The following is a 14,708-nucleotide window of genomic DNA, read 5'->3' as shown; positions in this document are numbered from 1 at the left end:
CCGAGCAGGCCGCGATCGATGCGGCGTTCAGGCAGTTGCCCGAGCGCTTCGATGCGCTGTGCAACGTGGMCGGCGTGCCGGGCACCGCGCCGGTGGATCTGGTCGCGCGGGTCAACTACCTCGGCCTGCGCCACCTGTGCACATGCGCGCTCGAGCGCCTGCCCGCAGGCGGCAGCATCGTCAACATCTCGTCCATCCTCGGCGCCGAGTGGCCGCAGCGGCTGGACAGCCACAAGGCACTGGCCGAGACGCCCAGCTTCGAGGCCGGCCTGGCCTTTCTGGCCAGGCACCCGGTGCCGCAAGAGAGCTGCTACCAGTACTTCAAGGAAGCGCTGATCGTGTGGACGATCACGCAGTCGCAGAAGTGGTTCCTGGGCCAGGGTGTCCGCATGAACTGCGTGGCGCCGGGCCCGGTGTTCACGCCGATCCTGGGCGACTTCGTGCAGATGCTGGGCGAAGAGCGCGTGCAGAAGGACGCGCACCGCATGAAGCGCCCGGCGTTGGCCGACGAGATTGCGCCGGTGGTGGCCTTTCTCTGCGCCGACGAGTCGCGCTGGGTCAGCGGCATCAACCTGCCCGTCGACGGCGGGTTGGCGTCGACCTACCTCTGACGCGCTTGACCTAACGATCAGGAGACACGCCATGCACCGCCTGCTTCGCCAGGTGGCGGGCTCGCTCGCGCTCATCGCTGCGACGCTACCCGCCGCCCACGCCGACATCACGATCGGCGTCAACCTCTCGCTGACCGGCCCGCTGTCGTCGCTGGGCCTGCCGATCAAGGAATCGCTGGCCCTGTGGCCAGACCAGATCGGTGGCGAGAAGCTCAAGCTCGTCGTGCTCGACGATGCGTCCGACACGGTGGCAGCGGTGCGCAACACGCGCCGCTTCATCACCGAGAACCAGGTCGACCTGCTGCTCGGTTCGTCCGGCGTGCCGGCGGTGCTGGCCATGGCGCCGGTGGCCAGCGAGGCGAGGACCGTGCAACTTGCCTTCGCCCCGGCGCCGCGGCCGGGCGGGCAGGGCGACTGGACCTTCACGCTGCCGCAGCCGGTGCCGCTGATGTCCGACGCGGTGGCTCAGCGCATGGCGGCGGACAAGGTCCGCAAGGTCGCCTTCCTCGGCTGGAACGAGGGCTACGGTGAGATGTGGCTGCAGGCCTTCGGCGCCTCGGCGAAGAAGGTCGGCATCGAGATCGTCGCCACCGAGCGCTTCGCACCGCCCGACACCAGCATCACCGCGCAGGCGCTGAAGGTCATCGCCGCCAAGCCCGATGCAGTGCTGATCGTCGGCGCCGGCTCGGCCGCAGCGATGCCGCAGATCAACCTGCGTGAGTGCGGCTGGTCGGGCCCGATCTACCAGACGCACGGCGCAGCCTCGCCGGATTTGATCCGCGTCGGCGGGCCGAAGATGGACGGCGCGATCCTGCCTGCCGGCCCGGTGCTGGTGGCCGAGCAACTGGCCGATGCCAACCCGATCAAGCCGGTGGCGTTGGCCTATGTGGGCGCCTTCGAGAAAGCCCATGGGGCGAACAGCCGCACCCAGTTCGGCGCCCATGCGCACGACGCGCTGATGGTGCTGCAACGGGTGGTGCCGGTGGGGCTGAAGAGGGCCAAGCCGGGCACGCCGGAGTTTCGCCAGGCGCTGCGCGAGGCGCTCGAGAGCGAGAAGGAGATCGTTGTCTCGCACGGCGTCCTGAACTACACGCCTGCCAACCACTTGGGCTTCGACGAGCGCGGCCGCGTGATGTTGCGTATCGAAAAGGGCCGCTTCCGCCTGATCGAGTGATTGCCTGAAGTCCGCGGCCAACGAAGCCRCATCCCCACCCTGGAGACACCATGCCACGACACACCCGCCATGCGCTGGCGGTGGCGGCCGCGCTCGCGCTGCCCGCTGCTGCCCACGCCTTCGACATCGCGCTGCCCGACAGCGACCTGAAGCTGCGGCTCGACCTGACGCCCAAGTACAGCGCCGGCTACCGGCTGAACGACCCGTCGGCGGCGCTGACGCGCTTCGACGTTGCCGTCGACCCCGGCACCGTCAACGAAGACGACGGCGACCATAACTTCAAGAAAGGCCTGATCTCCAGCCGCTTTGACCTGCTCGGCGAACTGGACCTGACCGGCCCGAACTTCGGCGCGCGCTTAAGCGGCAGCGCCTGGCGCGACAGCGTGTACCTGCGCAAGAGCAGCTACCAAGGCACGGAGATCTTCGCTGGTGGCAACGACATTGGCGCGTCCACCTCGACCTCGAACAACTTCAGCGACCAGGACGCCAACGAGTTTTTGCCCGACACGGTGCGCCAACATGGCCGCGGCGGCGAGGTGCTCGATGCCTTCGTCTATGCCAAGGGCGACATCGGTGGCATGAAGGGCACGGTGCGCCTGGGGCGCCACACGCTGCAATGGGGCGAGAGCCTGTTCTTCGGCCAGAACGGCATCGCCAATGCGCAGGGGCCGGTGGACGTAGCGAAGATCGTGTCGGTGCCGGGCTGGCAGTTCAAGGAGGTGCTGTTGCCGGTGGAGCAGGCCTCGGGCTCGTTGCAGCTGGCCGAAGGCGTGTCGCTCGGGGCGTACTACCAGTTCAAGTGGCGGCCGAGCAAGATCCCCGGTGTCGGCAGCTACTTCTCGAACCAGGACTACGTTGGCACCGGCACCGTGAACTTCGGGCTCGACCCCAACGGCAACCCGATCCTGCTGACCTACGACAAGAGCAAGGACCTGACGCCGCGCGACTCGGGCCAGGGCGGCCTGCAGCTGCGCTTCAGCCCCACCGGCAGCGACTTCGAGTTCGGTGTCTACGCCGCGCAGTACCACGACAAGACGCCGGCCGTGCCGGTGTTTGACTTCGTCAACGGCAACGTCCACTTGGCCTATGCCGAAGACGTGCGCACGGTGGGCGCCAGCGTCACCTCGTCGGTCGGGCAGCTGAACTGGGCGGTCGAAGGCTCGCTGCGCTGGAATGCACCGTTGACCAGCGACCCCGCAGTGCTCGGGTTGGGGCCGGTGATCAGCTGCGGCACATCCAGCGCCGACCCGTGCTTCGCAGTCGGCCGCACGGCGCACCTGCAAGCCTCGGGCATCTACGTGCTGCAGCCGGGCGACTTCTGGGGCGGCGGTGCGGTGGTCGGCGAGCTGGCCTACAACCGCACGCTGAAGGTCACGAAGGACATCTTTGCCGCCGCCGACGGTACGAGCCAAGGCATCGGCGGGCTGGACCCGAACACCACCAAGGGCGCGTGGGCCTTCCGCATGATCTTCGAGCCGCAGTACTTCCAGGTGCTGCCGGGGCTGGACTTGTCGGTGCCGATGGGGCTGGGCTACAACTTCGGCGGCCGCTCGTCGGCCATCTTCAACTTCGCCGGTGGTGCCTCAAGCGCGGGCGACTACAGCATCGGCCTGAAGGGCAAGTACCAGAACGACTGGAACCTGGCCCTGACCTACACCGACTACTTCGGTACCGCGAAGACCTTCACCGAAACGCTCGTTGCCGGCAGCGGCTCGCCGCGCCAGCTGAGCTTCGGCCAATCGCTGAAAGACCGGGCCTACGTGGCCTTCAGCGTCTCGCGCACCTTCTGAATCCGGAGCCTTCCATGCACCGCAAGCACTACCTCGCTTTCGCTCTCGCCACGGCGTTCGCGCCGCTGTCGCACGCCGCCGTCTCGGCCGACGAGGCCGCCAAGCTCAAGACCACGCTGACGCCGCTCGGCGCCGAGCGCGCCGGCAACCAGGACAGCAGCATCCCCGCGTGGGACGGTGGCCTCACCAAGGCGCCCGCCGGCTACAAGCCGGGCGATGCACGACCCGACCCGTTCTCGGGCGAGAAGCCGCTGTTCTCGATCAACGCGAAGAACATGGACCAGCATGCCGCACGCTTGAGCGACGGCGCAAAGGCGTTGATGAAGAAGTACCCCGACTTCCGCATCGACGTCTACCCGACGCACCGCACCGCCGCCGCACCGCAATGGGTGTACGACAACACCTTCAAGAATGCGACGCGGGCCAAGCTGGTGGACAACGGGCAGGGCACCGAGGGCGCTTATGGCGGCACGCCGTTCCCGATCCCGAARGACGGCKACGAGGTGATCCAGAACCATCGCCTGGCGTGGACGGGCACCTACGTCCAGGCGCCGGTGCGCGTGTGGGTGGTCACGGCCGATGGCAAGCGTGCGATGGCTTCGGGCGGCACGCAGAGCTTCAGGCGTCAGTACTACGACCCGGAAGGCAGCCTTGAGAAGTTCGACGGCTACTACGCGCTGGGCAAGTTCGCGGTCAGCGAGCCGGGCTCGAAGGCCGGCGAGGCCATCCTCGCGCACGACAACCTGAACGCCAGCAACCCGCGTGGGCTGTGGCAGTACCTGGTCGGCCAGCGCCGCGTGCGCAAGGCACCCTCGGTGGCCTACGACACGCCGGACTCGGTGACCTCGGGCATCGGCCTGTTCGACGAGGCGTTCAACCTGTTCGGCCCGATCGACAAGCACCAGCTCAAGCTCGTCGGCAAGCGCGAGCTCTACATCCCCTACAACAACAACCGGGCCGCCAGCGCGAAGGTGGCCGACCTGGTGACGCCCAACACGCTGAACCCCAGTCTCGTGCGCTGGGAGCTGCACCGCGTGTGGGAGGTGGAGGCCACGCTGGCCGAGGGCAAGCGCCACGTCGTGCCCAAGCGCAAGTACTACATCGACGAGGACAGCTGGCAGATCGTGCTGTTCGATGGTTGGGACGCGAAGGGCGAACTCTGGCGCACCAACTACACGCTGACGCTGCTGGCGCCCGACATCCCGGCGCTGGTCGGCAACATGTTCTGGGGCGGCTATGACCTGCAGATCGGCGCCTACTACCTGAACATGGCCAGCAATGAGCTCGCGGCGCAGTACAAGCCGGTGGCGCCGCTGCCGCGCTCGTTCTTCAGCGCTGAAGAGTTGGCCAACGAGGGAGCAAGGTGATGAAGCGGCGCATGCTGGCCTTGGTGCTGGCATCGTGTGGCGTCGCTGCGCAGGCCACGCCGCCTGCCGCGCTCGGCGAGCCAGCCATCGTCACACCCAAGGCGCTTGGCGCGGCCACGCTGGCCGTGGCGCGCGCCGGGCAACGGTTGGTGGCGGTGGGTGAGCGCGGCACGGTGCTGTGGTCAGACGACGGGGGCGTGCGTTGGCAGCAGGCCCGCGTGCCCGTCCAAGCCACATTAACCAGCGTGCACTTCGCCGATGCGCACACCGGCTGGGCGGCAGGTCACCTCGGCGTGATCCTGAAGACCGAGGACGGTGGCCGGAGCTGGACCCAGCAGCTCGACGGCGTACAGGCCGCCGCCGCGTTGCTCGCTGCAGCGGGCGTCGACGAACGTGCGCAGCGCCAGGCACGGCGCTTCATCGACGAAGGTCCCGACAAGCCCTTCTTCGACATCGAGGTGATCGACGCGCAGCGCGCCATCGCCGTCGGTGCCTACGGGCTGGCCTTTGCCACGCGCGACGGTGGTGCCCACTGGGTGCCGCTGCCCACGGCGGCGGCGAATGTGCGCAGCCTGCATCTGTACGGCGCGCGTGCGCTGGGTGACCAGTGGGTCATTGCCGGCGAGCAAGGCCTGCTGCTGCGCTCGAACGATGGCGGCGTCAGCTTCATGGCGCTGACCTCGCCTTACAAGGGCAGCTTCTTCGGGCTGCTGGCCACGCGTTCCGGCGCGCTGCTGGCCTACGGCCTGCGCGGCAGCGTCTACCGCTCGGCCGATGTTGGCAGCAGCTGGGACAAGGTCGAGCTGGGCACGCCTGTCACGCTGCAAGCCGGCCTCGAGCGCGCGCCCGGCGAACTGGTGCTGCTGGGCCAGACCGGCGAGCTCTTCACCAGCCGCGACGACGGCCGCAGCTTCACCCGCGCGGCACCGCCCGCCGGCCCGTTGCCCGCCGCGGGCTTGAGCGCCGCGCCCGATGGCGCGTGGGTGATCGCCAGCCTGCGGGGCACGCGACGCGCCGGCCCCTGAACCGCCATCGGACAACGACATGCACGCACCCGACACGCTGGCCGCTCCACCGGTGGTGGCCCGGCTCGAAGACTTCGACACTGGCTCGGGCTCCTGGCCCGAGCGGATGCTGTTCAACCACCGGCCCTGGGTGATGCTGCTGTGCCTGCTGGCCACGCTGCTCTTCACCTGGCAGGCGACCCGGCTGACGCTCAACGCCAGCTTCGAGAAGACCATCCCGACGCTGCATTCCTACATCGCGAACTACCTGGCGCACAAGGCCGATCTGGGCGGGCAGGGCAACGCGGTGCGCATCGTCGTCGAGGCGAAGCAGGGCACGATCTACGACAAGCAGTACCTCGCGACGCTGCAGCAGATCAGCGACGAGCTGTACCTGATGCCCGGCGTCGACCGCCCTTTCATGAAGTCGCTGTGGACCCCCAACACGCGCTGGGTCGCGGTGACCGAAGAGGGGCTCGACGGCAACACCGTGATGGGCGACGCGTACGACGGCTCACCGCAGGCGCTGGCCGAGGTGCGCGCCAACGTCGAGCGCTCGGGCGAGATCGGCCAGATCGTGGCCGGCGATGCGCGCTCCAGCATCGTCTTCGTGCCGCTGCTGGATGTGAACCCAAAGACCGGCCAGGCGCTGGACTATGGCGAGCTGGGTCGCCAGCTCGAAGCGCTGCGCGCCAAGTACGACGGCGACGTAGTCAAGCTGCACATCACTGGCTTCGCCAAGGTGATGGGCGACCTGATCGAGGGGCTGCGCCAGGTGCTGCTGTTCTTCGCACTGGCGCTGGTGATCTGCGCCGCGGTGCTTTACGGCTACACCCGCTGCGTGCGCAGCACCGCGCTGGTGGTGGCCTGTTCGCTGGTGGCGGTGGTGTGGCAGTTCGGCCTGCTGGCGTGGCTGGGCTTTGCGCTGGACCCGTACTCGGTGCTGGTGCCGTTTCTGGTCTTCGCAATCGGCATGAGCCACGGCGCGCAGAAGATGAACGGCATCATGCAGGACGTGGGCCGCGGCACGCACCGCGTGGTGGCGGCGCGCTACACCTTCCGGCGCCTGTTCGTTGCCGGCCTGACGGCGCTGCTGTGCGACGCGGTGGGCTTTGCGGTGCTGGCCCTGATCCGCATCCAGGCGATCCAGGAGCTGGCGCTGGTGGCCAGCATCGGCGTCGCGGTGCTGATCTTCACGAACCTGGTGCTGCTGCCGATCCTGCTGTCCTATGTCGGCGTCAGCCCGGCTGCGGCCAGGCGCAGCCTGCGCGACGACCCGGTCCAGGACCTAACCATCGAAACGAATGGCGCGCCTGCGCGTCGTGGCAGGCTCTGGACCCAGCTGGACCACTTCACCCGCCGCGGGCCGGCGATCGCTGCTGTTGCGGCAGCCATCTTGCTGGCGCTGGCCGGCTACGCGGTAAGCACGCGGCTCCACGTGGGTGACCTGGACCCGGGCGCGCCCGAGCTGCGCGCGGACTCGCGCTACAACCGCGACAACGACTACGTGGCGTCGCACTACGCCGCGTCGAGCGACATCCTGGTCGTGATGGTCTCGACGCCGGAAGACCAATGCACCCGCTACGGCACGCTGGCCAAGGTGGACCGGCTGGCCTGGCAGCTCGAACAGCTGCCGGGCGTGGAGTCGACCAACTCGATGGCGGCGCTGTCGAAGCTGGCGATGGTGGGCTACAACGAGGGCCAGCTGAAGTGGTACGAGCTGATCCCCAACGACAGCGCGCTGGGCGGCGTGCAGACGCGTGCCCCGCGCGAGCTGTTCAACCAGGGCTGCTCGTTCCTGTCGCTGTACGTCTACCTGAAGGACCACAAGGCCGAGACGCTGAGCAGCGTCGTCGACGAGGTCGAAGCCTTCATCGCCAAGAACAACACGGCCGATGAACGCTTCATGCTCGCCGCTGGCTCGGCCGGCATCGCCGCGGCCACCAACATCATCGTCAAGCAGGCGATGCACGAGATGCTGTGGTGGGTCTACGGCGCGGTGCTGCTGCTGTGCTGGCTGACATTCCGCTCGTGGCGCGCCGTCGTGGTGGCGGTGCTGCCGCTGGTGYTGACGTCCATCCTGTGCGAGGCGCTGATGGTGGGCCTGAACATGGGCGTCAAGGTGGCCACGCTGCCGGTGATCGCACTCGGCGTCGGCATCGGTGTGGACTACGCGCTGTACGTGCTCAGCGTGATGCTGGCGCGGCTGCGCGCCGGCGAGAGCCTGTCGGCCGCGTACCTGCACGCGCTGCAGTTCACCGGCCGCGTGGTCATGCTGACCGGCATCACGCTGGCGCTGGCCGTCGGCACCTGGGCCCTGTCGCCGATCAAGTTCCAGGCCGACATGGGCATCCTGCTCGCCTTCATGTTCGTCTGGAACATGGTCGGCGCGCTGGTGCTGCTGCCGGCACTCGCCCATTTCCTGTTGCGGCCCACCCTGGCCGCGACGCAGCCTTCGACCACCCTGATGGAGACGCCCGATGCTCGACAAACAGCTTGAAGCGATGATGGCCCAGGCCCAAGCCGCCGGCATGCCCGACCTGTGCGACCTGCCGCCCGAGGCCTGCCGCGGCCTGTACCGCCAGATCCTGGCGGCGGCCGATGTGCCGCCCGCCGATGTAGCCGTGAGCGAGCACCACGACAGCGCAGGCGACTCGCCGGTGCACGTGCGTGTCTACACACCGAATGTCGCGGCCGGCGCGTTGCCTGTGATCGTGTACTACCACGGTGGCGGTTATGTGCTGGGTGACCTCGACGGCTACGACAACGTCTGCCGCCAGCTGTGCCACGACACCGGCGCCATCGTTGTGGCAGCGGCCTACCGGCTGGCGCCCGAACATCCCTTTCCCGCCGCGCCGGAAGATGCCTGGGCCGCGTTGCAATGGGTGGCCGAGCATGCACGCCGCCTGGGTGGAGACCCGACGCGCCTGGCCGTGGCGGGCGACAGCGCCGGCGCGGTGCTGGCCACGGGCGTGGCGATCCGGGCCCGAGATATCGGTGGACCGAGCATCGTCTTCCAGGCCTTGCTGTACCCGCCGGCGGCCGGCGGCCACGACGGCGACTTTACGTCGCGTGATGTGCACGCGGCCGGCCCGACGCTGACGCTGCGCACGATGGGCTATTTCAATGGCCACTACTTCGGCGCAGCGCTCAAGGCACCGGACTACCGCGGCGCGCCGATGCTGGCCCCCAGCTTGGCCGGCTTGCCACCCACGCTGCTGCTGCTGGCCACGCACGACCCGCTGCGCGACGAGGCCATGGCCTATGGCGAGGCCTTGCTCGAGGCCGGCAACGCCGTGACCGTCGTCGAATACCACGGCCTGGCCCACGGCTTCATCAGCATGGGCGGCGGGATCGCCGCCGCGCGGCTCGCTCAGCTGCAGCTGGCGGCGGCGTTGCGCCAGGCATTGGGGTGTGACTAGGGCCTGCACCCCAAGGGCAGTCCGAGAACTCGTCGTTGGCGCTCTTCGGATGCCCTGGGAACAATGCCGCCTCCATTAACGCCTGGGAGATGGCATGCAACCCCTTCACGGCATTCGCGTCAGCGCGGTGCTCGTCTTGCTCGCGACCGCGGCGGCCGCCATGGCCGGCGCGCTGGACTCGCGGCCGAACGACGGCTCGGGCTACTGGCCCGACTTCTCGAACACCGGCTACGCCAACACGCCGGCCAACGCCGGGGGCCTGGACCTCGGGCCCTATCCCGGTCACTTGAAGGACTACGCCGCCAACATGAGCGTGACCAAGCCCATCACGGCCAGGTATCCCGACAACAGCGTCATCTCGTACACCCGGTTCCTGGCCTCGAAGGTCATCCTCTACGGCGACAACCTGACCTTCGTCGGCTGCCTGTTCGAGGGCAAGAGCCCGAACGACAACCTGGTGCAGATCTACGCGCCGAACAGCATCACGTTCCGGTATTCGACCTTCAAGCCGAACGCCTATGCCCGGCCGCCAGGCAACGACGGCACGGTGTCGTCGGCGCACGCGACGCCGGGCACCCCGTTCAAGAAGTCATGGCAGTTGATGACCACGATGAAGGAAGCCGTGGCGCTGATGGATCACAACGACATCTGGGGCAACGCCGGGCTCGAGATGGTCACGGGCTTCACGGGGCGCCCGTCAACGTGGACCAACAACTACATCCACGACGCGGCGGACACCGCGCACGACGTCTACCACCACGACGGCATCGGGCCGCAAAGCGAGGGCAACGGCGGGCCGATGGTCATCGACCACAACACGATCGCGTCGCTGGGCAACACCAACGCGCTCGCGCTGCAGGGCAGCGGCGTCTACGACCACATCACGTTCACCAACAACTACATCTCGGGGTATGGCTACGCGCTCAGCTTCGGCGTGAAGAACAACGCGACGAACCTCACGGTGACCGGCAACGTCTTCTCGGCGGAGCTGTTCGAGTTGTGGGGGCCGCTGTACGGCAACCTGTGGGGCGGCACGGCGCGCGGCTCGCTATGGCGCAACAACGTCTACCAAGTCCGCCAGGGCGACGACAACAAGTCGTACTCGCCGGCCGACCACGGGCGCTACTGGTGGCCCACTGACGGCAAGAGCCACGCGCAGGACTTCGGCGGCTGAGGCAGGCGCATCGGCGGCCCTGCGCGGTCCTATGGCCAGCGCCGTGTCAAGCGCCGAGGCCAGGTCATCGTGAAGCCGGGCGCCGTGAGACCCTACCGGACCGGGCGTGCACAGATCTTCGTGCTCAGCAAGGCCGAGGGCTGAAGGGCTGATGAAGCCACTGCCCCTATCGTCTGCTTGTCGGGCGGCAGGGGCTTTTTTTCGCAGTAGGGTCAGAAGCGCTCTGGCACGACAAGGGATGGACCATCTGCGATGGTCGCAAGGCCGGTGACCAGCACGCCACGGTGCTGATGCTCAAGCCGAGGCCGTAGGTAGCAGCCGGCAGAAGCCGCCGAAACAGTGCGAGAACGCACGACGCCGCCCGGGGGCGATCCCCAGGCGGCGTCCATCGCGGCGCCGTCTTCGGCACATCGGCTCGGCTCAGCTTTTTGCTGGGGATGTCGCCGAGCGGGCGCGCGGCATAGACTCACCCTCGACGTAATCAACTACGTGCAGGGATGTCGAACCGCCGTTGCCTGTATGTGGGCTGGTTATGGCCTCGCGCCTCGGCACGCAGAGGCTCGCGCTGATGCCCACGAACAAAGAGGGCACCATCGGCGATCGCGCGCGCATGGCGCGAGTCGGCCGCGCCGCGGCCAAGACCTCGCATTCCCCACCCCACCCAACCCAACCAACGACTCAGGGATTCAGGATGTCCATCTCCCCAACCCGCTCCTTCCTCCTCGCCTTCACCCTCGTCCTGGCCGCGACGGCCGCCCTGGCCGCGCCGAGCTACCGCGTGACCGACCTCGGCGCACGCCAAGGCCTGGCCATCAACGCGTCCGGCGACGTCGTCGGCTCCGGCCACGACGGGCCCTTCCTGTACCACGGCGGCAAGGTGAAGCTGCTGGCGCCCAGGGGCGGCCCGACCGACTACGCCTTCGACATCAACGACGTGGGCGCCATCGCCGGGGCCAGCATCGGCGACGATGGCTGGCTGCACGCCAACGTCTTCGCCGACGGCGTGCTGCACGATCTCGGGCTCGCCGTGGGCGCTGGGACCAGCTCGTTGACCAAAGGCATCAACAACGCCGGCATGGCGGTCGGCTACCGCGAAAATACGCTCGGGCGCCCGGCCCAAGCCTTTGTCTACGTAGATGGACAGCTCACGCTGCTGTCGCCGCCACCGGGCGCCTTCGACAGCCGGTTGGATGCAGTCAATAGCAAGGGGCAGGCCGTCGGCTACGCCAGCATCCTGTTCTCAGGAGGGTCGAACTATGCCCCCCACGCGATGAGCTGGAASAGCGGGGTCTGGAAGCGGCTGCCCGCGATCAGCAGCTTGAGCCACGCCTCCAGCTTTGCGGCGGCCATCAACGACGCCGGCGACATTGTCGGCAGCTCCAACGTCGATGAGCCTTTTGGTCGCTCGCACGCGACCTTGTGGCACAAGGGCGTCCCCAAGGACCTGGGCACCCTGGGCGACCCGGCGTTGCGTCGCAGCGGCGCCTTTGGCATCAACCGCTTCGGTCGCGTCGTGGGCTACAGCAACATCAATGACCAGGGCGACCTCCGCGCTGTCCTCCACGACGGGACGGTGATGCGAGACCTGAACGAGATGGTCGATGCGACGGGCGCCGGATGGACACTGACGATGGCCTGGTCGATCAACGACGCGGGCCAGATCGTGTGCGAAGGTCAGAACGGGGCTGACCTGCACGCGCTGCTGCTGACTCCGCTGGCGCAGGAGGCTGAGGCCGCAGCTCGGTGAATCGCCGCGGGGCGCGAGGCGCCGGCGCGAGCGGCCCCGCAGGTTGTTGGTTTGGTATTGCTGAGCACCATCTGTCAGGGCCTTTTTCGCCGGAAAGCAGACATTCGAAAGCTTGGCTGCATGAAGTCCACTTCGGCTGTGTAGTCGCGAACTGCCGACCATTCGCGAATTCGAACAACCGGTCTTCTAGCCGTTCAGTACGAGAGACCCCTGCGGATATTGCTCGCACATGAAGTCGACGAACGCCCGAACCTTCGGCGCAGGAAGTCGTCGCGATGTATGCAAGACCCAGAGCGCGACCTCCACGCCCGAAATCGTGCCCCACTGAACCAGCTCTCCGCGAGTCAGTTGGTTCCACGCGATGGACTGCGGTATCAGGGCAGCCCCGGCGCCGGCAATCGCAGCGTCGCGAATCATCAGGAACGAGGAAAGTCTTAGCCTGGGGATCGGCTCCAGGACCAGGCGTCCCTCGTCAAGCGTCCAATTCCCGGGTTGAAAGCTTGTGGAAACGATGCCCGGAACGGGTCTGACCTTGCCAGGGGTTGGCACAGGCACGGAGGGCGCGGCCACGACCACCAGCCGGTCCTTGGCGAAGCACCGGCCCACGAGGCTGCTGTCCGGGCCTGGATTGATCCGAATCGCGGCGTCGAACTGCTCCTCGACGAGGTCGACCAGGCGATCCTCTGCCACCACCTCGCACGTGACCTCCGGGTAAGCCGTGCAGAACTCGGCGGAGATGCGACCCATCGCCAGCTGGGAGAACAGCACCGGCGAAGCGACACGCAAGCGTCCGCGCGGTGCCGACGAGCCCTCGCGAGCGGCAGTCATGGCTTCAACCACCTCGTGCATCGGCCCTTCGGTGCGATCCATCAGCATCTGGCCGGCTTCCGTGAGCTTGAGCCCGCGGGCGCTGCGCTCGATGAGTCGCACGCCGAGCTGCTCCTCCAGATCCGCGATGCGCCGAGACAGGGTCGCCTTGGATCTCCCGCTCGCACGGCTTGCTTTTCCCAGTCCTCCATTCGTTGCGACGAGCGCGAAGTCGGTCAATGCGTTCAGGTCCATGTGTTCCGAAGTTGAAACGACGTGTCTTGATTTTCGCGTCTTCGTTTTACGAATGCAACGGCCTATCTTCTCGTCATCGCAACTTCGATATGGGCAAACCGAGATGACCACCACTCAACGGGCAGTCTTGATCCGCGTCTATGGCGGTGTAGCCGCCGCCGAGGTCGCGGAGATCGCGAAGCCTGCAGCCGGACAGGGCCAGGTGCTGGTCCGCGTTCTGGCCGCCGGCGTGAACGGCCTCGATTGGAAAGTTCGTGAAGGCTACGTCCAGGACGCTTTCCCGCTTCAGCTGCCCGCCGTACTGGGTATCGAACTCGCGGGTGTCGTTGAGGCCGTCGGCCCCGGCGCCTCGCGCTTTCGCGTGGGCGATCGCGTCATGGGTCCGCTTGGCGGGCTGGGTGCCTATGCCGATTTCGTGACGGTGGCCGAGGCGAACCTGGTGCGCACGCCGCAAGGCCTGGACGACGTCCATGCAGCTGGCGTCCCTGTGGCGGCGGTAGCAGCCTGGCACAGCTTGCACCACGCGGGCCCGATCGCCGCAGGTCAGCGAATCTTGATCCACGGTGCAGCCGGGGGGCTGGGCGGTTATGCCGTGCAGTACGCCAAGCGGGCGGGCGCCGAAGTCTTCGCAACCGCTGCGACCGCGCACGTCGAGTACGTGCGCGGCCTGGGCGCGGACCACGTCATCGACTACCGGACCCAACGCTTCGAGTCGGTCGCGCGGGACATCGATCTGGTGCTCGACTACGTCGGCGGCGAAGTGCTCGATCGCTCGTGGCAGGTGCTGAAGAAGGAYGGCGCCATCGTCGGCACGTCCTCGCCTGACATCCTTGCACGCACGCCCCCCGGCCGCCGCGGACTGTGGTTCATGAACAAGCCGGACGCTGCTCTGCTGGAGCGGCTGGCGGCGGAGATCGCCCAAGGCACGCTGGTCTCAAAGCTCGGCGAAGTCGTTGGCTTCGACGACATCCCCGCGGCCATCGAACGCAATCGCACCGACCCTCGCATCGGCAAGGTCGTCGCGGACTTTTCTCGCTGATACCCCCACCACCCCTGGAGACTTCCATGAGCATTCTCGTCACCGGTGCCACCGGCACCATAGGTTCCCTCGTCGTCCAAGGTCTGGCCGCTGCCGGCGCCCAGGTCAACGCGTTCGTTCGCACGCCCGGAAAGCAAAGCTTCCCGGCGGGCGTCAAGGAGGTCGTCGGAGACCTGACCGACGTGCCCTCGTTGCGTGCGGCACTGTCGTCGGTGCGTACGCTGTTCCTGCTGAACGCCGTCACGCCCGACGAAGTGACGCAAGCCCTCGTCGCGCTGAACCTGGCTCGCGAGGCTGGCATTGAGCGCGTCGTCTACC

12 protein-coding genes are annotated in these 14,708 nt (G+C 67.6%); 11 read left to right on the top strand and 1 reads right to left on the bottom strand.

The window, feature by feature from the left end:
- The 9 genes from AC1DYI_RS13165 to AC1DYI_RS13125 form a co-directional block, all read left to right on the top strand.
- On the top strand, nt 1-611 hold a 611-nt coding region (locus AC1DYI_RS13165; RefSeq protein WP_477204568.1), incomplete at its 5' end, for a coniferyl-alcohol dehydrogenase.
- 31 nt (nt 612-642) lie between these two features.
- Nucleotides 643-1,785, top strand: a complete 1,143-nt coding sequence (locus AC1DYI_RS13160; RefSeq protein WP_477204567.1) for an ABC transporter substrate-binding protein — start codon at nt 643-645, stop codon at nt 1,783-1,785.
- A 50-nt stretch (nt 1,786-1,835) separates the two neighbouring features.
- Nucleotides 1,836-3,575, top strand: coding sequence for a DUF1302 domain-containing protein (locus AC1DYI_RS13155; RefSeq protein WP_477204566.1), 1,740 nt, complete (start codon nt 1,836-1,838; stop codon nt 3,573-3,575).
- Nucleotides 3,576-3,589: 14 nt separating this feature from the next.
- Nucleotides 3,590-4,942: a DUF1329 domain-containing protein gene (locus tag AC1DYI_RS13150; RefSeq protein WP_477204565.1), complete on the top strand. Its 1,353-nt coding sequence runs from the start codon at nt 3,590-3,592 to the stop codon at nt 4,940-4,942.
- On the top strand, nt 4,942-5,967 hold the full coding sequence (locus AC1DYI_RS13145) for a WD40/YVTN/BNR-like repeat-containing protein (protein ID WP_477204564.1): 1,026 nt from the start codon (nt 4,942-4,944) through the stop codon (nt 5,965-5,967). Before AC1DYI_RS13150 ends, AC1DYI_RS13145 begins: the two co-directional genes overlap by 1 nt.
- A 19-nt stretch (nt 5,968-5,986) precedes the next feature.
- Entirely contained in the window at nt 5,987-8,446 is a 2,460-nt protein-coding gene (locus AC1DYI_RS13140) for an efflux RND transporter permease subunit (protein ID WP_477204563.1), read from the top strand.
- Nucleotides 8,427-9,368: an alpha/beta hydrolase gene (locus tag AC1DYI_RS13135; RefSeq protein WP_477204562.1), complete on the top strand. Its 942-nt coding sequence runs from the start codon at nt 8,427-8,429 to the stop codon at nt 9,366-9,368. The genes AC1DYI_RS13140 and AC1DYI_RS13135 overlap by 20 nt, the downstream gene beginning before the upstream one ends.
- Nucleotides 9,369-9,462: 94 nt before the next feature.
- Entirely contained in the window at nt 9,463-10,542 is a 1,080-nt protein-coding gene (locus AC1DYI_RS13130) for a hypothetical protein (protein WP_477204561.1), read from the top strand.
- 532 nt (nt 10,543-11,074) lie between these two features.
- Nucleotides 11,075-12,289, top strand: coding sequence for a hypothetical protein (locus AC1DYI_RS13125; protein ID WP_477204560.1), 1,215 nt, complete (start codon nt 11,075-11,077; stop codon nt 12,287-12,289).
- A gap of 186 nt (nt 12,290-12,475) precedes the next feature.
- Here AC1DYI_RS13125 and AC1DYI_RS13120 read toward each other — a convergent pair whose 3' ends face one another.
- Nucleotides 12,476-13,351, bottom strand: coding sequence for a LysR family transcriptional regulator (locus tag AC1DYI_RS13120; protein WP_477204559.1), 876 nt, complete (start codon nt 13,349-13,351; stop codon nt 12,476-12,478).
- Between the two features lie 103 nt (nt 13,352-13,454).
- Between AC1DYI_RS13120 and AC1DYI_RS13115 the strand changes: the two genes are divergently transcribed.
- A complete protein-coding gene (locus AC1DYI_RS13115) occupies nt 13,455-14,390 on the top strand; it encodes an NADP-dependent oxidoreductase (protein WP_477204558.1) in 936 nt (311 codons plus the stop codon).
- Nucleotides 14,391-14,416: 26 nt separating this feature from the next.
- On the top strand, nt 14,417-14,708 hold a 292-nt coding region (locus AC1DYI_RS13110; RefSeq protein ID WP_477204557.1), incomplete at its 3' end, for an SDR family oxidoreductase.

It is taken from the genome of Ideonella sp. P3_A4, assembly GCF_056403075.1.
Note: the sequence above shows the minus strand (reverse complement) of the source record. Positions and strands in the feature narration are given on the sequence as shown.

Coding starts and splice junctions, on each gene's coding strand:
- AC1DYI_RS13160 (WP_477204567.1), top strand. CDS start 643: ATGCACCGCCTGCTTCGCCAGGTGGCGGGCTCGCTCGCGCTCATCGCT.
- AC1DYI_RS13155 (WP_477204566.1), top strand. CDS start 1,836: ATGCCACGACACACCCGCCATGCGCTGGCGGTGGCGGCCGCGCTCGCG.
- AC1DYI_RS13145 (WP_477204564.1), top strand. CDS start 4,942: ATGAAGCGGCGCATGCTGGCCTTGGTGCTGGCATCGTGTGGCGTCGCT.
- AC1DYI_RS13135 (WP_477204562.1), top strand. CDS start 8,427: ATGCTCGACAAACAGCTTGAAGCGATGATGGCCCAGGCCCAAGCCGCC.
- AC1DYI_RS13130 (WP_477204561.1), top strand. CDS start 9,463: ATGCAACCCCTTCACGGCATTCGCGTCAGCGCGGTGCTCGTCTTGCTC.
- AC1DYI_RS13120 (WP_477204559.1), bottom strand. CDS start 13,351: ATGGACCTGAACGCATTGACCGACTTCGCGCTCGTCGCAACGAATGGA.